Source organism: Bradyrhizobium sp. CCBAU 45394 (assembly GCF_028128655.1).
GTDB classification, from domain to species: Bacteria; Pseudomonadota; Alphaproteobacteria; order Rhizobiales; family Xanthobacteraceae; genus Bradyrhizobium; species Bradyrhizobium diazoefficiens.
The window spans coordinates 362,472-380,577 of the sequence record NZ_LBIX01000004.1 but is presented as its reverse complement, the minus strand read 5'-3'; the positions used below and the strand labels follow the sequence as shown (position 1 = coordinate 380,577).

Here is an 18,106-nt window from a genome sequence, read left to right as displayed (position 1 = left end):
GGGGCAGGGCACACCGTTGCAAAAATGGAAGTCCATCCGACACGCACGACAATTATCGAGCTGGGTGCTCCGCCGACAATTGAAATCGAGCTCGCGGAAGCAGCCCCTCACCTCAACCCTCTCAGCGCGAGCGAAGCTCGTCGCGCCCCCGTAAGAACGGGGCGAGGGAGCGCACCGGCGATGTGGCGCACTCGATGCCTACCGCCGCTCTTTCTTCTCCTTCGGAGCGGGCGCCGGCTTGCGCGGCGCTGCGGGGCGTTGTGCGGCGGGCGGGCGCTGCTGGAATCCGCCCTGGCGCTGGATGCCGCCGGGCTGCTGGACTGCGGGCGGCTGGCCCGGCTGCAATCCGGTGCGCGGCGCTTGCGGCTGCGGTGTCGTACCCGGCTGCGGCGGCACGGCTCCTCCCGGCTGTGCGGGAGTCTGGCCGGCGCGCGGCGGCTGGGTTTGCGGCGTGCCGCCGGGTTGGACGCTGGGTCCGGTGCGCGGTGCGCCGGCGGGCCGGCCCGCACCATGCTGCTGACCCTGTGGCTGCTGGCCCGCGCGCGGCGTACCGGGCTGCACCGCGCCGCCCTGTCCTTGTTGTCCTTGGCCCTGCCGCTGCGGCGGCTGTGCGCCTTGCCGGTTTGGCGTGCCCGGCTGCTGCTGACCCGGACGGTTGTTCTGGCCAGGCTGACCATTCGGCCGCTGCGGCTGTTGGCCCGGCGCCGTCGTCGGCCGCAATTGCTGCTGCTGCGGCGGCTGCGCCGGTCGCGGAATGCGGCTGATCGCGGTCGGATTGGCGCGGCGGAAGTCGCGCTGCTCGGTGACGATCTGGCGGCCCGTGGTCTGCGCCAGATGCACCTGGCTGACGAAGCTGCGGTCGCGCGCGATCTGCTGCGGGGCAATGGTGATCGGCACGGCCGCAAAGCGCATGCCGCCGGGGCCGCCCGTGCCGGGGCGGATCGCAAAGCCGCTTGCGGCTTGCGTCAGCGCGCCGAGCCGCGTGCCGCTGGTGCGGTCGTTGACCTCGATGTGTCCGACCCGGCCGTCGGCGTCTGGATAGAGCTTGATGTTGACGTTGCTGGCGCTGCTCGCGACCGCACCCTCGGGCACATCGACGACGCCGGTGGTGCCGCGGATGCCGAGCGTCGCGGTCGGCGTCGCGATCTTCATGTCGCCGGTCTTTGCCACCGCCGCCGCAACGAAGGCAACCGTGCCCTTGCCGATGTCGAAGATCGCCGAATTCTGCTTGCCGCCGTCCTCATAGACGTAATTGTCGATGGTGATCCTGGCGCTGGCGGAGAGGTTGAACGTGGTCGCATCGTTGAAGGTGATGCCGAGCGAGGAGTTCGACGAGGTCTGCACGACGTCGTTGAGATAGATGTCGTCGCGCACGCGCAGCGGATAGGAATTCTTGTCGCGGATCACGGTCGCGATCCCCGTGACGGTCGCAACGTTGCCGATCGGCTCGACGGCGGCGGATTGAGCGTCCGCGGCCGGTGTCGGCGAAGCTGCGGGCGTCGGGGAGGGGGCGGGCGCCGGCTGTGCCTGCGGCTGCGCCTGTGCGAGCTCGATTGCATCGGATGCACAAGCCACGCTCGCGCCGGCCAGCGGCAAGGCCAGCAGCGGAAGCGCGAACACGAAGCGGCGCCAGGCCACCATTGAAATCACGAGGGAGTCCCGGTGAGAAACGCGAGGCGAGATCGGCCGATTTCAGCCTGATTGAGCTGAATGGCGGATGAACATCTGTCGCATGGACGGGGCGAACGTTCAAACGCCACGTCCCCGCATCAGGGACGTGGTGGTCTATTCTTGCTCGTCATTCCGGGGCGCGACAACGTCGCGAACCCGGAATCTAGAAGTTGTGGTGCGCGTTTGTGGCGCGAGATCCTCAGGTGCGCAATTGCGCACCATAGTTCGATGCTTCGCATCGCCCCGGGATGACGCGCTCCGCGCGTCAGCTCACGCGCTTCCAGGTCTGGCCGCCGCAGAACATGCCGCCGAAGGCACAGCCCTGCACGCGCATCGCGTTCGGGCCCTTCATCGCGATCGTCGAGTCGTAGTTGCGGCCTGAGTCGGGGTCGTGGATGCGGCCGCTCCACTTCGCGCCTTCGGGCTTCATGTTGATCAGGATGCGCTCGTTGGTCTTCTCGGCGTAGCCGCACAGATTGGCGCCGCACTGCTCGACGCGGACATTGCCCTTGTTCTCTTCGGTCGCCCAGACGCCGATCGGCGTGTTGGCGGCCGGCGCCGGCGCAGCGACCACCGGAGCCTGAGCGGGCGCGGGAGCAACGGCGACCGGCGCGGGCGCAGCAACGGGAGCCGCAGCGGGTGCGGGCTGCACCGTGTTGTCGAAGCCGACGGACGGAGCGGCGGCAACCGTCGTGGCGGAAGCTGCGGGGGCGGCAATCGCAGGCGCGGCCGGCGCGGTCGCCTGGACCGGTGCCTGCTGCACGGGCTGCGGCTGCACCGGAGCCGGCGCGGGCTGCGCGGTGGTGGTGGCCGGAGCCGGCGTGGTGTCGACGTCATCGTCCTTGGAGCCAAGGCCCTTGAGGTTGATGTTGTTCAGCTTGATCGGCTTGTCCGACAGGCCCGGCGCGACGATGATCACGCAGTTGAGCGAGGCGCAGTTGCGCGGCGTCTCGATGCGGATGTGCTGACCCTCGATCTGGAACGAGATCGAATTGCCGGCATGCGCGGCCGCGGTCGACGCGAGGAAGAGTGCGGTGGCGGCGATGGTGAGCTTGTTCATGACAACCTCCGGAAAATGCGTGGTCCCGATCTGGACTGAAGTCGCTGGTGGATGAAGCGTGGTTCGACCCTACGCCCGGCCCGTCCCGTCCTCCGTGATGGACATCACAAGGACCCGTGGCGCCTGGGTGAGCCAGCGCACACTCAGCCGCATTTCATCCCGCGTAACCTCGTCGCGACAGAGAGAGGGAGGCGCCGATGACGCGGCTTGCGATTTCGCTTGGCATATTGATCGCGCTGCTGGCGGTTGCGCCTTCAGCCCGGGCCGGTTCCTACTCCTTCTCGATCGGCGGCCACCGGTTCCATGTCGAGGCGCCCAGGAATTGCCGGTCCGCGTCCTGCGTCTCGATTTCCTCCAATCGCAGCTTTCGGCCGGCGGAGGACGTCGCCACGACGCCTGCTGCGCCTGTCCCACCGCCGGTCGTCCAGGCGCCGCTGCCGGTCTATCCGGCAACCCCGGCCCGGCCGCCACAGGCGATTGCGGTCGCGCCGCTACCTGCGCCGCCGCCCGTGCTCGCCGCGACGACGTCGCAGCCCGTTGTGCTGCCGCCGGCGCCAAGATCCGAGGCACCAAGGATCGAGGCCCTCAGCTCCAATCCGCCACGGGTCGAGCTGTCGCGCGTCGATCCGCCAAAGCCGATCGCGCTCGATCCGCCGCGCATGGAGCCGCCGGTCGTCGCGCCGAAGCTCGAGATCAAGCCGACTACCACGATCGCACAGCGCAGTGACGACGAGTCGCCCGGCATGCCACTCGGGCAGTGGGAAAGCGACGGCGCCAAGGGCACGGTCCGCATCGAACGCTGCGGCTCCGCGCTATGCGGCTATGCACTGACCGAGGCGTCGAGCAGGGGCGAGAGCGTGCTCGTCAACATGAAGCAGAAATCGCACGACGTCTGGACCGGCAGCATCTACAGCCGCTCCACCGGCAACACCTATTATGCGAGGATGACGCTGAAGAGTCCCGGCAAGCTCTACGTCGAGGCCTGCGCACTCGGCCGCTTCTGGTGCTCCGGCAACGACTGGACGCGCATTGAGGAGCCGCAGGAGCAGTTGGCCACGACATCGCGGCAGTGGGGTGCGCGGTCGTAGCAATGCACTCGGCTTACGCTCGCCCTCCCGGGGAAGGTAAGCGGTCTCCGGCGTGGTTGATCGATGGCCGCTAGATCATGCCGAGCACGATGGCGCCGACGAAGGCCATGGCGAGGTACGCGGTGATCACGCTCAGTCTCCCGGCGAACGTCATGCCGTTGCTCCCAAGAATACTGGCTCCCAAGAATCCTGGCTCCCAAGAATCCTGCGCTGGAGGATGCTCCGCTGGAGCAGGCTCCCGCCGCTCGCGCGCCCAACCAACATGGTTAACAGAAAGTCACGTTGTGAAAAAGTCAGCCTTGCTGTCGCTCATCCCCAGGAGCTGGCGCACGGCCCGGGCCGGCATGGTTAAGGAAGGCTGAAATCAACACGTTGAAGAGTCTTTAAGTAAATTCACCGAACGTGCGTGCATGACGCGCGGAGTTCGTTTGTATCTCGTCGGCTCCATCGTCCTTGTTTCGCTAGCGGGTTGCGGACGCGGCTTCTTCCAGGCCGAACGTGAACCGTGGCGGGCCGAGGCGGAAGCCGCATGCCTGAAATCCGGCGCGGTGAAAGAGAGTGCGGACATCGTCCGCATCGACCCGATCTCCGGGCCCGGCAGCTGTGGCGCGGAGTTTCCGCTCAAGGTCGCCGCCATCGGCGAAGCCTCGAGCAGCTACGGGTTTGCCGACGAGGAGCTGCGCCCGCCGGGCAATGTCGGCAGCCAGCCGCGCTGGCCGGTGACGCAGCCGCGATCGAATGTTCCGCAGAACCAGGCATATCCGGCATCCTCCTATCCGCAGCGGTCGAACTATCCCGAGAGCGCGGTGCGCCAGCCGTCCGGCTATGGCGCCTCGTCCGGGCCGATGTCACTGAACGCGCCCGGCGTGGCGCCGCAGGAAGACGAGATCGACCTGCCGCCCGAGGGCACCGATGCCGCGGGCGCGGCGCGCTACATGAATGCGCCGAGCTATCCGGCGCGGCAGCCCGGTCCCGCACCTTATTCGCAGGCGCCCGCGCAGCAGCCGCTGCCGCGGCTCGGTCCCGCGCAGGGCAATCCCGTCACCGCCGTCGGCCCCGTCGCGGTGAAGCCGACCGCGACGCTGGCCTGTCCGATCGTGTCCGAGCTCGACCGCTGGCTCGCCGACACCGTGCAGCCGTCGGCGATGCGCTGGTTCGGCGCCCGCGTCGTCGAGCTCAAGCAGATCTCGGCCTATTCCTGCCGCGGCATGAACGGCAATCCGCACGCCCACATTTCCGAGCATGCCTTCGGCAACGCGCTCGACATCGCCGCCTTCGTGCTCGCCGACGGCCGCCGCGTCACGGTGAAGGACGGCTGGCGCGGCATGCCGGAAGAGCAGGGCTTTCTGCGCGACGTGCAGTCAGGGGCGTGCGCGCATTTCACCACGGTGCTCGCGCCGGGCTCGAACGTCTATCACTACGATCACATCCACGTCGATCTGATGCGCCGGGCCAGCCGCCGGCTGATCTGCCAGCCGGCCGCCGTCTCTGGCGAAGAGGTCGCCGGGCGCGCGCAGCAGCGCAACCCTTACGCCGGCAGGCGCGATCCCTATGTCACCGGCTCGCTCGGAGCGCGCAAGGCAACGACGCGCAAGCAGGAAGAAGACGAGTACGCTGACGATTAGGCGCGTTCGCCAGTAGCCCTACGCAGTCAGAAAGTTATTTCGAGGCCGGCTTCGACTGTGCGGGGACCACCCCCATGCACAGCTGCACCTCGCCGGGGACGTTGTAGGTGCGCATGATATGGCGGCTGTCGCGCAAGCCGGACGCCTCACGTTGCACCACGAACATCCAGAGCGCCTGGCCGGCTTCCATCACCAGCTTGCGCCTCGCCGCCTGCATCGAGGCCGGCGTCCCCGAGGCTGCGTGGGCGGCGTCGAACTCGCGCAAGCGCGCAAGGCTCTGCTCGAGTGTGCGGCCCATCCGTCCAAGCGCCGAGGCCTGTTCCTGGACGATCTCATAATGGAGGATATCGACAGGCGGGCGAAGATCACGGGACATGGCCGCAAATATAATGCCGCGAGACCGGCATGCGCAACGCGTGGCGTGCTTGCCGTTACTTCGCCCGGTACGCCGCCAGGAACATCCGCGTCGCGCTGTCGACCACCTCGGTCATGCGCTCTTCCGACGGTGCGGGCGCGGCCTGGAAGACGAAGGGCAGGAAGAGCGAGGCCTTGCACAGTTCCATGAACTGCGAGGCGGCAAGGTCGCAATCGTCGATCGTGAGATCGCCGGCGGCGGCGTGGGCTTTGAGATAATCGGAGAGGCGGTTGATGGTCTTGTCCAGCACCCGCGCGTAGTAGCGGCGGCCGACATCGGGCATGCGCTCGGCGATCGCCATCACGGTGCGGATCGCCGATCCGCCGCCCGGCCGGCAGAGCAGATGGATGTAGGCCCGGCCGAACTCATTCAGCGTGGTCTCGGCATCGCGGGCGGGATCGAAATTGAACACGACCTGACCGTGCTGTAGCGCCTCCTGCTCGAGGATGGCTTCGAACAGCGCGCATTTGTCGGCGAAGTAGACATAGAGCGTGCCCTTGGAGACCTGCGCCGCGCGCGCGATCTCGCCCATGCTGGCGCCGTCGAAGCCGAGATCCATGAACACCTTGCGGGCCCCGTCCAGGATCTGGCGGCGCTTGGAGCTGTCCTCCTCCTGGATGACGTGCAGATGTTCGCTGGCAGCTACAACCATTGGTTCAGGGTCTCGGAAGGTTTCTGGACGAGGTGCCGAACTATGAAACGCAAATAAAGGATTCGGGCCAGTAGGGTCCGACGCTTGATATTATGTATATTGACCGAACGGTTCGGTCAATGATATTTGGGTTAAGCGAGGGGAACACGCCGCAGGCGGCCGTCCTTCATCGCGCTTTTTTTTGAGGAGGCCTTTATGGCCGTATCGAGAGACCAGGCTGCGCGCGTCCTTCGCCAGGATACGGTGGAGACGAATTCGGCGAACGTTGAACCTGTGACCGAGACGTCCGCCGTTCTCGCCGAGCAGTTGCGCTCCCATGTGGCCGAGGAAGCGAAGCGCCGCAGCGAGGCGCCGGGGAAGCCCGTGACCGACAAGCCGGCCACACCCGGGTCAGACGCGCCCGCTGCCAGCGGCACGCCGAAATCCGGCAAGCGCAAATTCGTCCTGATGGGCGTCGGTCTCGTGCTGGCGCTCGCGGCAGCCGGCTATGCCGGCTATTACACGCTAGTCGGCCGCTTCTACATCGCCACCGACGACGCCTATGTCCGCGCCAACAACACCATGCTCGGCGCGCGCGTTGCCGGCCACATTTCCTCGATCCTTGCTGGCGACAACACGACGGTGCGCGCCGGCGACGTCATCTTCCGTATCGACGACGGCGACTACAAGATCGCGGTCGATGCCGCCGCGACCAGGATCGCGACCCAGCAGGCCACCATCGATCGCATCGGTCGCCAGATCGCGGCGCTCGAGAGCCAGGTTGCCCAGGCCAAGGCGCAGCTCGTCTCGGCTGAAGCGGGCCTCAAGCGCGCCGACCTCGATTATGAGCGCCAGCAGGCGCTGAGCAGCAAGGGCTTTGCGTCGCGCGCCACCTTCGAGAGCTCGGAAGCCGGACGCGACCAGGGCGCCGCCGCGGTCAAGGCCGCGCAGGCCGCCTATGACGTCGCCGTCAGCAACGTCGACGTCACCAAGGCGCAGCAGGCCGAAGCCCAGGCCCAGCTTGCCGAGCTCAAGACCTCGCTCGCCAAGGCCGAGCGCGATCTCGCCTTCACCGCGGTGCGCGCGCCGGTCAACGGCACGTTCTCGAATCGCCTCGTCAGCGCCGGCGACTTCGTCGCGGTCGGCCAGCGGCTCGGCAACGTCGTGCCGCTCGACGACGTCTATATCGACGCCAACTTCAAGGAAACGCAGCTCAAGCGCATCCGCCCCGGCCAGCCGGTGACGATCAAGGTCGATGCCTATGGCATGCGCAAGTTCTCCGGCGTCGTCGAGAGCATCGCGGCGGGCGCGGGCTCGGTGTTCACGCTGCTGCCGCCCGACAACGCCACCGGCAATTTCACCAAGATCGTGCAGCGCGTGCCGGTCCGCATCCGCGTGCCGAAGTCGGTCGCGAAGCAGAACCTGCTCCGCGCCGGCATGTCGGTCTACGCGACCGTCGACACCAACAAGGGCGCGGCCGACGCCGACAGCGAGGTCGATCTCGACGATCCCACCATGATCCATCCGCAGTAGGCGCACCTTAAACGCCGCGAGGTCGGACCATGGCCAACGCCACCACTGCTTCACCTGCCATGATGGCGGCCGCCGCTTCGGAGCGCATCGCGCCGAAGCGGCTGTTCGCCTTCATCATCATGGTGTTCGGGATGTTCATGTCGATCCTGGACATCCAGATCGTCTCGGCGTCCCTCAGTGAAATCCAGGCCGGCCTGTCGGCGAGCTCGAGCGAAGTCTCCTGGGTCCAGACCGCCTATCTGATCGCCGAAGTCATCGCGATCCCGCTGTCGGGTTTCCTGTCGCGCGCCTTCGGCACGCGGCTCTTGTTCGCGATCTCGGCCGCGGGCTTCACCGCCTCGAGCCTGCTCTGCGGCTTCGCCACCACCATCGAGGAGATGATCCTCTGGCGCGCGCTCCAGGGCTTTCTCGGCGCCGGCATGATCCCGACCGTGTTCGCCTCGGCCTACACCGTGTTCCCGCGCTCGAAATTCCACATCGTCGGTCCCATCATCGGGCTGGTCGCGACCCTGGCTCCCACGATCGGGCCGACCGTCGGCGGCTACATCACCGACCTGATGTCGTGGAACTGGCTGTTCTTCATCAACGTCGTGCCCGGCATCGCCATTACCTTGGGCGTGCTGGCGCTGGTCGATTTCGACGAGCCGCATTTCGAATTGCTCGACCGCTTCGACTGGTGGGGCCTGCTGTTCATGGCCGGCTTCCTCGGCACGCTGGAATACGTGCTGGAGGAAGGCCCGCAATATGAATGGCTGCAGGACACGACAGTGGCGATCTGCGCCTGGATCTGCGCCATCTCGGCGATCGCGTTCTTCTGGCGCGTCTTCACGGCGGCCGAGCCGATCGTCAATCTGCGCACCTTCTCCAACCGCAACTTTGCGGTCGGCTGCGTGCTCCAATTCTGCATCGGCATCGGCCTCTACGGCCTGACCTACATCTATCCGCGCTATCTCGCCGAGGTGCGCGGCTACAGCGCGCTGATGATCGGCGAGACCATGTTCGTGTCGGGCATCACCATGTTCCTGGTCGCGCCGCTGGTCGGTCGTCTCATGGTGAAGATCGACATGCGATACATGATCGCCTTCGGCCTCGTCGTGTTCGCGATCGGCTCCTACCAGATGACCTGGATCACCCGCGACTACGATTTCTACGAGTTGCTGGTGCCGCAGATCCTGCGCGGCGTCGGCATGATGTTCGCAATGGTGCCGACCAACAACATCGCGCTCGGCACGCTGGCCCCTGACAGGGTGAAGAACGCCTCGGGCCTGTTCAACCTGATGCGCAATCTCGGCGGCGCGGTCGGGCTTGCCGTCATCAACACCGTGCTCAACAACCGTACCGACCTGCACATCACGCGCCTCCAGGAGCGCGTGACCTGGGGCAACGCGACCGCGACCGAAACCCTGACCATGTTCATGCAGAAGTTCCAGGGGCTCGGCGATTCCGCGCTGATGGCGATGAGGCAGCTCTCGCAGCTGGTGCACCGCCAGGCCGTGGTGATGAGCTTCGGCGATGCCTTCTTCATGCTGACGCTGTTCTATCTCGGCCTCAGCCTGCTGGTCACGCTGCTGAACAAGCCGGCCTCGATGACCGGCGGCGGCGACGCGCACTGACGCCACGCACGCTGTCGTCGCCCGGGACGGTAGTGGTTGAGCCGAGAGGCCGCGGCGTACTGGATGCCCCGCCTTCGCGGGGCATGACAGTGGAAGATGAGATCGACGGCAGCTGCGAACCAAATTGCAACACTCGTTCGTGATCTCGCGCGGGCCCCGTTGCAAACCGCGAACGGCACATCTATAAAGCGCACCTCATTCAATCGAACCGGGAGGGATTTGCATGATTTCGTCGCATTCGCAGATCGTTCGCCCGCGTTCGTTGTTCTGGTTCGGTATGTCGGCGGCCTGTTAGAGGCCTCTTCCGCCAGATTCGATCGGGTCACGAGTCCCGATCGCCCCACTTCCCCAAGTCAAAATCACCTGTGAGTGACGCCGTCTGCCCTTCGTGGCCGACTTGCGTCCGTTGATGGAGCCGGCCCGCGCCAAAAGCGGCTGGATGATGTCATGACCTCTCTCTCAAAAAGGCCCGCGGCGATACGCATGGTGTTGCCCTTCGTGTTCCGGCACTGGTTGAACCAGCCCGGTCGCGGCCTGATCGTGGCCGGTGGCCTGCTGGGCGCGACCGTCGCCGACCTGTTCATGCCGGTCTTCTCCGGACATCTGGTCGATGCGCTGACACGCGGTTCGTCCGATCCTGACGCGCGCCACGCGGCGCTGGTTGCGTTCGGCGCCATCGTGGCGCTCGGTGCGGCCTCCGTGGTGCTGAGGTTGATCGGTCTCCAGGCGATCGTCCCGTTCACGCTCAAGATCATGTCGGATGTCGCCCAGGGCGCCTTCACGCGCGTGCAGCGCTTCTCGACCGACTGGCACGCCAACTCCTTTGCCGGCTCCACGGTGCGCAAGATCACCCGCGGCATGTGGGCGCTCGACCTGCTCAACGACACCATCCTGATGGCGTTGGCGCCGTCTCTGCTGGTGTTGATCGGCTCCATGGTCCTGATCGGCCTGCACTGGGCCTCGCTCGGCGCGGTGATCGCGGTGGGAGCGCTCTTCTACGTCGCTATCACCGTGCTGTTCTCGACGCGCTACATCGCGCCGGCCGCGCGAATCTCCAACGCCTGGGACACCAAGGTCGGCGGCACGCTGGCGGACGCGCTGACCTGCAACGCCGTGGTGAAATCCTTCGGCGCCGAGCTGCGCGAGGATACGCGGCTCGCCCGCGTCATCAACCGCTGGCGCGTTCGGGTGCGGCGGACCTGGTTTCGCTACAACTACACGGCCATGGCGCAGCTCTCGCTGCTGCTATGCTTGCGTGCGTCCGTGATCGGCGGCTCGGTGCTGCTGTGGATGAGCGGGCATGCCTCGCCCGGCGACGTCACCTATGTGCTGACGAGCTACTACGTCATCCACGCATATCTGCGCGACGTCGGCATGCACATCAACAACCTGCAGCGCTCGGTCAACGACATGGACGAGCTGGTGGCGATCCATGACGAGCCGATCGGGATTGTCGATGTGCCGGACGCGCGGCCGATCGCGATCGAGGGCGGCGAGATCGCGTTCGACCACGTCACGTTCCACTATGGCGGCCACCGCGCGCCACTGTACGACGGCCTGTCGGTCACGATCCGCGCCGGCGAACGGGTCGGCCTGGTCGGCCGCTCCGGCTCCGGCAAGACCACCTTCGTCAAGCTGGTGCAGCGGCTCTACGACGTCAGCGATGGCCGTGTGCTGATCGACGGGCAGGACATCGCGCTCGCTACGCAGCAATCGCTGCGCAGCCAGATCGCGATCGTGCAGCAGGAGCCGATCCTGTTCCACCGCACGCTCGCCGAGAACATCGCCTATGGCCGGCCCGGCGCCAGCCTGGAGGCGATCGAGCAGGCGGCGCGGCTGGCCAATGCGCACGACTTCATCCTGCGTCTGCCCAAGGGCTACGGCACGCTCGTCGGCGAGCGCGGCGTGAAGCTGTCGGGCGGCGAGCGGCAGCGCGTGGCGCTGGCGCGCGCCTTCCTGGCGGATGCGCCGGTGCTGATCCTGGACGAGGCGACGTCGAGCCTCGATTCGGAATCCGAAGCGCTGATCCAGCAGGCGATGGAGCGTCTGATGAAGGGGCGCACCTCGATCGTGATCGCGCACCGGCTGTCGACGGTACGCAGCCTCGATCGGATCCTGGTGTTCGACCGCGGCGAGATCGTCGAGCAGGGCACCCACGCCGTGCTCGCAGGCAAGCCCGGCGGCATCTATCGCGGCCTGTTCGAGCGCCAGGTGGTGGACCTCGGGCACCTCGCAGCAGCGGAATGAGAGGCGCGCGGCGGCGGGACGAAAGTCCCGCCGTCACGTGGCCTAAGGAATGCGCCAAGGATGGAATGAGATGAAAGACCTGACGAACGGCTCCATCGTGCGACACATCCTGGCCATGGCGCCTCCGATCATGGTCGGCATGGTCACGATCATGATCTGCCAGCTGGTCGATCTGTACTTCGTGTCGGGACTGGGCGATGCCGCCGTTGCGGGCGTCGCCGCGGCCGGCAATGCCGGCTTTCTCATCAACGCGCTGATGCAGGTGCTCGGCGTCGGCACGGTGGCGCTGATCGCGCATGCCGTGGGCCGCAAGGATCGGCCGGATGCCAATCTGATCTTCAACCAGGCGATCGCGCTGTCGGTGCTGTTCGGCCTGTTGACCCTGGCGATGGGCGCGGCGCTGTCGCGCCCCTACATGCGTGCGATCGCCGCGGACCAGCCCACGATCGAGGCGGGGACCACCTATCTGTTGTGGTTCATGCCGGCGCTCGCTCTGGAATTCGCGATGCAAGTGCTGGCATCTGCGCTGCGGGCGACCGGCATCGTGCGCCCCGCGATGCTGGTGCGGGTGCTCGCTGTCGCCATCAACATCGCACTCGCGCCGGTGCTGATCTCGGGCTGGGGCACCGGCCATGCGCTTGGTGTCGCCGGAGCAGGCTTGGCGAGCTCGATCGCGGTGGCCATCGGTGTCCTGATTCTGCTGGCGCATTTCCGCAAGGCCGAGCGCTACGTCGCCTTCAACCCGGCGCAGTGGCGTCCGCAGCCGCATCACTTGAAGCGCATCCTCAATGTCGGCCTGCCGGCCGGCGGCGAGTTCGCGATGATGTTCATCTTCATGGCGGTGGTTTACTACGTGCTGGGCGATTTCGGCCCGTCGGCGCAGGCGGGATTCGGCATCGGCCAGCGCGTGCTGGCCCTGATCCAGATGCCGGCGCTTGCCGTTGCGCTGGCCGCGGGGCCGATCGCCGGCCAGAACGTCGGCGCTGCCAACGGGGCGCGCGTGCGGGAGACTTTCGTCAAGTCGGCGTTGATCACTTCCGCCGTGATGATCGGCTTCATGATCCTGGCGCAAACGAAGCCGGAGCTGCTGCTCGCCGGATTCTCGAACGACCGGGAGACGATGGCGATCGCCTATCTGTTCCTGCGGATCATCTCGCTCAACATGGTGGCGCAGGGCCTGATCTTCACCTGCTCGAGCATGTTCCAGGGCCTCGGCAACACCAAGCCGGTACTGCTGAGTTCGGCGACGCGCGTGTTCACCTATTCGCTGCCGGCGATCTGGCTCTCGACGCGTCCGGGCTTCCGCATCGAGTACGTCTGGTACCTGTCGATCGCGGCGACCACGCTCCAGGCGGGCTTAAGCCTGTGGCTGCTGCGCCGCGAGTTCGACAAACGCCTGGCGCCGCTCCGGCAGGACGAGGCTTCGAAGCAGGTCGAGCCCGAGCCCGTCACGCCTCCTGCGCGCGTCCCTGCGTAGCGACGGCTTGTGACCTGCCGACGCAAGGAAGGCTAATGCGCACCTATGCTGTTCCAGACGAGGCCGAGCCCCGACAGGAACAGCAGACCGAGCACGACATCGCCAAAGTGCTTGTCGCTCAGCGCGTGATAGACGCGTGCGCCGGCCCATGCGCCGATCAACGTGCCGGGAAACGCGACCAGCGCGAGCCAGACCACCTTGAAGGCGACGAGGCCCGATGCCGTCTGCAACACCAGCGCGGTGGCGAGCACGGTGAAATTGAAGAGCTGGAAGATGCCGCGCCGCTCGTGCTTGTTCCAGCCGCGGATGTTGGCCCACAGGATCGGCAGCGGCCCGGACAGTCCCGCAAGGCCGCCCAGAATGCCGCCGGCAAAACCGATCGCGCCGTCGGCGATGCGGCCGCCGAACGTGATGGCGAGGGGCCTCTTGTTCAGATAGAGCGCGCTCGAGAAGATCAGCAGCAGCACGCCGATGCTCAGCTTGAACACCTTGGGATCGGCGGAGGCGACCATCATGGTCCCCAGCGGCACCCCGATCAGGCCGCCGATCAGGAACGGCCAGACCAGCGAGAGGTCAAAACTCTTCCACATCGACGGCAGCGTCGAGGTCTGGGCGATCACCGAGCAGATCAGCACCAAGGGCACCGCGAGCGAGGGCGGCAGCACGTAGAGCCAGATGCCGAGCGCCATCAGCGCCGTGCCGAACCCGGCCAGGCCCGAGACGAAGCCGCCGGCCAATGCGCCGAGCGGCAGCAGCGCGTAAGCGTAGGTTTCCAACGGATTGTCCTTGTCGCCACCGGCGATCCCGAACTGTTGATCGCCACCGCCCGCATAGCACGGCTGCGGCCGTGCAGGTCAATCCATGCTGCACGCAGGCGTGATCTGCTGCGTCGGGCTTTTGGGAAAGACATGCCTACATGATGATCGTACTTCAATCTAAAGGCCCGCCCGACGCCATCGTGCGCTCCGATCGGACAGCCCCGAATAAGAAGGTGGAGAATGACCATGACCCGCACCAACATTGCCGTTGCGGCCGCGCTGCTGTCGGCGGCGGCGTTGATGCCGACATTGGCGCAGGCGCAGTTTTCGGAGCCCGCGGCCTATCAGGCCGCCCATCCCGACCGCGACGTGCTCAATGGCGGCCAGCTCACACCCGCGGCGCGCGCAGCCCGTGGCGAGACGGCGGCGCCGAGCGAGGCCTATGCGGCCTATCCGTCGGGCATGACGCAGGTCGTTCGCCCGCGCCATCGCCGCCAGCATCAATAGGTTTCTGCTAGACGATCTGCCTGGTGTCGGCGGGCTTGTGCAGCGCGCCGACCAGGATGCGCAACGCCTCCGTCAATTCCGCCCTGTTGCGCGCTGCGCCCAGCGAGATGCGTGCCGCATGCGGCGGTGTCCCGTCGACGGTGAAGGCATCGCCGGCCACGACCGCGAGTCCATTCCGTAGCAGATGCGCCGCGACATCGGGGCGGCCCTCCGGCAGCCGCAGCCACAGATGATGGGCCGCGGGCTTGGCCAGAAACTGAAGGCCTTTCAGTGCGCGCTGCGCGAGTTGCTGGCGGCCTACTGCCTCGTTGCGAATGGCGGTGATGATGCGATCGGCGATGCCGGTTTCGAGCCAATGCGTCACCAGCGCGACCATCAGCGGCGCCGGCATCTGCACGGTGGCCTGCAAATAAGAACGCATCTCCTGCTGCGCGGCGTTGTCGGGCGTCACGAGGTAAGCAACGCGCAGCGCCGGCGCGATGCATTTTGACAGCGTGGTTGCGAGATACGTCCGCTCCGGAATGAGATTGGCGATCGGCGCCGCCGAGCGGTCGAGCAGCCCGTAGGCGTCGTCCTCGATCAGGATCGTATCGGCATCGCGGATGATCCTGGCGATCGCGCTGCGCCGCTCGGGAAGAAGCGTCACGGTGGTCGGATTGTGCAGCGTCGGAATGAGATAGACGGCCTTCGGCTTGTGGACACGGCAGGCCTTCGCCAGTGCATCGGGCAGGATGCCGCCGTCATCCATGGCGACGCCGACGAGCTTGACGCCGAGCCGCGCCGCGGCGGCCTTGATGCCGGGGAAGGTGAGGGCTTCCGTGAGCACGATGTCACCGGGCCGCGCGAGATGGGCGAGCAGATTGAACAGGACGGTCTGCGTGCCGGGAAAGATCACGAGCCTGTCGGCATGCGCGTGCGGGACGCGTGCGCGCATCCAGCGCGCTGCGACCTCCCGCTCATGCACGCTGCCGCCGGGTGGCTGGTAGTTCAGGAACGCGGTCAGGCCCGATTGGGCGCGGAGAGCTTCCAGCCCTGCGACGATGCGCTCGTCGAGCTGTGCCTCGAGCGGATGCGGCGGCACGTTCATCGAGAGGTCGATCGCGACGGGATGCGGCAGATCGACCGCGCGGCGCGCGCTGGTCTCCGATACGAACGAGCCCTGGCCGACCCGGGCCTCCAGGATGCCGCGGTGCCGCGCCTCGGTGTAGGCGCGCGTCACCGTGGTGAGGTCGATGTCGAGCGCCTTGGCCAGCGCGCGCTGCGTCGGCAGCTGCTGGCCGCGCACCAGCCGGCCGGCTGCGATGTCGGCCTCCATGGCATCGACGATGCGCTGGTAGCGCGGCCCGCTCAGCTCCGAGATTGTAGGGGTCCAATCCATGCAATTTAGGCCCATATCCTTTGAATGTATGGATGCAGGATATTATTGTATGGATCATCAGAACGGAAGAGGTGTCGTCATGACGACCGGTTCGGTTTCCCTGGCAAAGGCGATGTGGCGCGGTTTTCGCGGCAAGTGTCCGAACTGCGGCGAAGGGCACATGTTCGGACGCTTCCTGAAAGTGGCAGACAGCTGCGATCATTGCGGCGAGGAGCTGTTCCACCAGCGCGCCGATGACTTTCCGGCCTATCTCGTGATGGTCGTGGTCGGTCATCTCGTGGTCCCGGCGATCCTCGCGGTCGAAACCGCCTATGCACCGCCGGTCTGGCTGCAATTGGCCGTGTGGCTGCCGGTGACGCTGTTCGCTTCGCTTGCGTTGCTGCAACCGACCAAAGGCGCCATCGTCGGCCTGCAATGGCAGATCGGCATGCATGGCTTTGAGGCTGGCAAGTTGCGGCGCGAAGCCGGTGCGCTCGTCCTCGCAAAAGTGAATACGCGCGCGGTCTGAGCGGGTAGCGTTTACATCGCGCGCGCGGCCGCTACACTCCATCGTACAAACAAGAACGATGGAAACGCCGATGGCCGAACGCGCGAAGACCTTCCTGCTCTGTCACGGCGCGTGGTCCGGCGGATGGGCCTGGAAGAAGATGCATCCGCTGATGGCGCAGGCGGGCCACCGCCTGGTCGCGCCGACCTACACCGGGCTCGGCGAGCGCGCGCATCTGGCCAATCCCGCGATCGATCTCGAGACGCACATCCGGGACATCCTCAACGTCATCAAATTCGAGGACCTCAGCGATCTCGTGCTGCTCGGCCACAGCTATGGCGGCATGGTCGCGACCGGCGTTGCCGACCGCGCACGCGAGCGCGTGACGCAACTGGTCTATCTCGATGCCTTCGTGCCGCGCGACGGCCAGTCGCTGTTCGATCTCAACGAGAGCGGGCGCGAGCCGATGCGCAAGGCGGCGGCCGCCGGCGATGGCTACCGCATCCCGCCGAACCCGCCGCCGCCGGATACGCCGCAGGCCGATCTCGACTGGCTCAACGCGCGCCGCATCAACATGCCGATCAAATGCTTCGAGACGAAGTTGAAGCGGGAGCATGGCGAGCCGGCCATGCCGCGCAGCTACATCTATTGCACGCGCTTTCCGCCGGGCGACGTGTTCGGGCAGTTCGCGAAGCGCACGAAGAACGAGGATGGCTGGCGCTATTTCGAGCTCGACGCGAGTCATGCGCCGAACGTGACGGCGCCGGCGGCGTTGATGGGCGTGTTGAACGAGATCGCCGCCTGACCCACCGCCGTCATTCCGGGGCGTGCGCAGCACGAACCCGGAATCCATCTCTCCTCCGTCTCTGCCGCCTGATGGATTCCGGGTTCTCGCTTCGCGAGCCCCGGAATGACACCATTTGAATGGCTGCGCGCTCGGACAAAATGGTGAGGGGTCCGATGCGGTCAGCATCGAACCCCTCGTCACTTCTTAGTAGGACGCGTTTTCTTCACGCGAGCCGGAAAAACCACTTCGCTCGAAAACGCTTTAGAACATCAGCCGGCCTGTAAGCCGGGTTCTGTAGGGCACCGTCCGCTTGCGCGCACGATACGTGACGGCCATTCCTCTGGGGCCATGTTTGCACATGGCCTCGAGCAACCTACCCGGACGGCGGGCCTGACATCGCCCCGCGGCGTTATCGCTTGCGCGAACAGCCCGCTACGCCGTCCCTATTCGGTTTTGCTCCCGGTGGGGTTTACCATGCCGGCTCCGTTGCCGCAGCCGCGGTGCGCTCTTACCGCACCTTTTCACCCTTACCCTGCGAAGCCCGAAGGCGAAGCAGGGCGGTTCGTTCTCTGTGGCACTTTCCCTGGGGTTGCCCCCGCCGGACGTTATCCGGCACCGTATGTCAAGGGAGCCCGGACTTTCCTCCCCGGCGGCCTTTCGACCGTTGCCGGAGCGGCCGTCCGGCCGACTGACGGGGTTAGGCATGGGCATTTGTGACGGTTTCGTCAAGCCGAGATCGTCGCGCACGCGATCTGCAAATAATTTATCCTGAAGATGTCGTTCGATGTGCGCCCCGTTCGACTGGATGTCGGTGATCCCCCGAACAACA

15 protein-coding genes and 1 other RNA gene are annotated in these 18,106 nt (G+C 66.3%); 9 read left to right on the top strand and 7 right to left on the bottom strand.

What is annotated here, in order from left to right:
• Positions 1-198 precede the first annotated feature (198 nt).
• Positions 199-1,641: a FecR domain-containing protein gene (locus WN73_RS02530; protein WP_271551617.1), complete on the bottom strand. Its 1,443-nt coding sequence runs from the start codon at positions 1,639-1,641 to the stop codon at positions 199-201.
• Positions 1,642-1,936: 295 nt separating this feature from the next.
• The gene (locus WN73_RS02525; RefSeq protein ID WP_271551346.1) at positions 1,937-2,731 is read right to left on the bottom strand and encodes a DUF2147 domain-containing protein; all 795 of its coding nucleotides are present in this window, start codon (positions 2,729-2,731) and stop codon (positions 1,937-1,939) included.
• 197 nt (positions 2,732-2,928) lie between these two features.
• Between WN73_RS02525 and WN73_RS02520 the strand changes: the two genes are divergently transcribed.
• Positions 2,929-3,819, top strand: a complete 891-nt coding sequence (locus WN73_RS02520) for a DUF2147 domain-containing protein (RefSeq protein ID WP_011089367.1) — start codon at positions 2,929-2,931, stop codon at positions 3,817-3,819.
• Positions 3,820-4,229: 410 nt separating this feature from the next.
• Positions 4,230-5,444 carry an extensin-like domain-containing protein gene (locus tag WN73_RS02515; RefSeq protein WP_271551345.1) on the top strand — a complete coding sequence of 405 codons (1,215 nt, stop codon included), beginning with the start codon at positions 4,230-4,232 and terminating at the stop codon, positions 5,442-5,444.
• A 34-nt stretch (positions 5,445-5,478) separates the two neighbouring features.
• Here WN73_RS02515 and WN73_RS02510 read toward each other — a convergent pair whose 3' ends face one another.
• Entirely contained in the window at positions 5,479-5,820 is a 342-nt protein-coding gene (locus tag WN73_RS02510) for a DUF6665 family protein (protein ID WP_271551344.1), read from the bottom strand.
• A gap of 55 nt (positions 5,821-5,875) precedes the next feature.
• Positions 5,876-6,511, bottom strand: a complete 636-nt coding sequence (locus WN73_RS02505; protein WP_060908615.1) for a TetR/AcrR family transcriptional regulator — start codon at positions 6,509-6,511, stop codon at positions 5,876-5,878.
• Positions 6,512-6,706: 195 nt separating this feature from the next.
• On the opposite strand from WN73_RS02505, the gene WN73_RS02500 reads away from it, so the two are divergent.
• The 4 genes from WN73_RS02500 (at position 6,707) to WN73_RS02485 (ending at position 13,360) form a co-directional block, all read left to right on the top strand.
• A complete protein-coding gene (locus WN73_RS02500) occupies positions 6,707-8,023 on the top strand; it encodes an HlyD family secretion protein (RefSeq protein ID WP_060908614.1) in 1,317 nt (438 codons plus the stop codon).
• 29 nt (positions 8,024-8,052) lie between these two features.
• Positions 8,053-9,636 (top strand): DHA2 family efflux MFS transporter permease subunit, encoded by a 1,584-nt coding sequence (locus tag WN73_RS02495; protein ID WP_271551343.1) that lies wholly within the window; start codon positions 8,053-8,055, stop codon positions 9,634-9,636.
• Positions 9,637-10,083: 447 nt separating this feature from the next.
• Positions 10,084-11,883, top strand: a complete 1,800-nt coding sequence (locus tag WN73_RS02490; protein WP_271551342.1) for an ABC transporter ATP-binding protein — start codon at positions 10,084-10,086, stop codon at positions 11,881-11,883.
• Positions 11,884-11,953: 70 nt separating this feature from the next.
• Positions 11,954-13,360 carry an MATE family efflux transporter gene (locus WN73_RS02485; protein WP_162603759.1) on the top strand — a complete coding sequence of 469 codons (1,407 nt, stop codon included), beginning with the start codon at positions 11,954-11,956 and terminating at the stop codon, positions 13,358-13,360.
• A gap of 32 nt (positions 13,361-13,392) precedes the next feature.
• On the opposite strand, the gene WN73_RS02480 is transcribed toward WN73_RS02485, so the two are convergent.
• Positions 13,393-14,136, bottom strand: coding sequence for a sulfite exporter TauE/SafE family protein (locus tag WN73_RS02480; protein ID WP_110117105.1), 744 nt, complete (start codon positions 14,134-14,136; stop codon positions 13,393-13,395).
• Between the two features lie 228 nt (positions 14,137-14,364).
• Here WN73_RS02480 and WN73_RS02475 point away from each other — a divergent pair, with 228 nt between their 5' ends.
• Entirely contained in the window at positions 14,365-14,625 is a 261-nt protein-coding gene (locus WN73_RS02475) for a hypothetical protein (protein ID WP_162603758.1), read from the top strand.
• A gap of 7 nt (positions 14,626-14,632) precedes the next feature.
• Here WN73_RS02475 and WN73_RS02470 read toward each other — a convergent pair whose 3' ends face one another.
• Positions 14,633-16,003, bottom strand: a complete 1,371-nt coding sequence (locus WN73_RS02470) for an aminotransferase-like domain-containing protein (protein ID WP_271551341.1) — start codon at positions 16,001-16,003, stop codon at positions 14,633-14,635.
• A gap of 49 nt (positions 16,004-16,052) precedes the next feature.
• Here WN73_RS02470 and WN73_RS02465 point away from each other — a divergent pair, with 49 nt between their 5' ends.
• Both WN73_RS02465 and WN73_RS02460 read left to right on the top strand, forming a co-directional pair.
• Complete coding sequence (locus WN73_RS02465; RefSeq protein WP_161533690.1) at positions 16,053-16,511, top strand: DUF983 domain-containing protein; 459 nt, start codon at positions 16,053-16,055, stop codon at positions 16,509-16,511.
• Positions 16,512-16,581: 70 nt separating this feature from the next.
• Entirely contained in the window at positions 16,582-17,295 is a 714-nt protein-coding gene (locus tag WN73_RS02460; protein ID WP_271551340.1) for an alpha/beta fold hydrolase, read from the top strand.
• A 247-nt stretch (positions 17,296-17,542) separates the two neighbouring features.
• On the opposite strand, the gene rnpB is transcribed toward WN73_RS02460, so the two are convergent.
• Positions 17,543-17,969, bottom strand: an RNA gene (gene rnpB / locus WN73_RS02455) — RNase P RNA component class A.
• Between the last annotated feature and the right edge of the window lie 137 nt (positions 17,970-18,106).

Coding starts and splice junctions, on each gene's coding strand:
- WN73_RS02510 (WP_271551344.1), bottom strand. CDS start 5,820: ATGTCCCGTGATCTTCGCCCGCCTGTCGATATCCTCCATTATGAGATC.
- WN73_RS02490 (WP_271551342.1), top strand. CDS start 10,084: ATGACCTCTCTCTCAAAAAGGCCCGCGGCGATACGCATGGTGTTGCCC.
- WN73_RS02515 (WP_271551345.1), top strand. CDS start 4,230: ATGACGCGCGGAGTTCGTTTGTATCTCGTCGGCTCCATCGTCCTTGTT.
- WN73_RS02530 (WP_271551617.1), bottom strand. CDS start 1,641: ATGGTGGCCTGGCGCCGCTTCGTGTTCGCGCTTCCGCTGCTGGCCTTG.
- WN73_RS02470 (WP_271551341.1), bottom strand. CDS start 16,003: ATGGATTGGACCCCTACAATCTCGGAGCTGAGCGGGCCGCGCTACCAG.
- WN73_RS02475 (WP_162603758.1), top strand. CDS start 14,365: ATGACCCGCACCAACATTGCCGTTGCGGCCGCGCTGCTGTCGGCGGCG.
- WN73_RS02495 (WP_271551343.1), top strand. CDS start 8,053: ATGGCCAACGCCACCACTGCTTCACCTGCCATGATGGCGGCCGCCGCT.
- WN73_RS02465 (WP_161533690.1), top strand. CDS start 16,053: ATGGATCATCAGAACGGAAGAGGTGTCGTCATGACGACCGGTTCGGTT.
- WN73_RS02485 (WP_162603759.1), top strand. CDS start 11,954: ATGAAAGACCTGACGAACGGCTCCATCGTGCGACACATCCTGGCCATG.
- WN73_RS02460 (WP_271551340.1), top strand. CDS start 16,582: ATGGCCGAACGCGCGAAGACCTTCCTGCTCTGTCACGGCGCGTGGTCC.
- WN73_RS02505 (WP_060908615.1), bottom strand. CDS start 6,511: ATGGTTGTAGCTGCCAGCGAACATCTGCACGTCATCCAGGAGGAGGAC.
- WN73_RS02500 (WP_060908614.1), top strand. CDS start 6,707: ATGGCCGTATCGAGAGACCAGGCTGCGCGCGTCCTTCGCCAGGATACG.
- WN73_RS02525 (WP_271551346.1), bottom strand. CDS start 2,731: ATGAACAAGCTCACCATCGCCGCCACCGCACTCTTCCTCGCGTCGACC.
- WN73_RS02520 (WP_011089367.1), top strand. CDS start 2,929: ATGACGCGGCTTGCGATTTCGCTTGGCATATTGATCGCGCTGCTGGCG.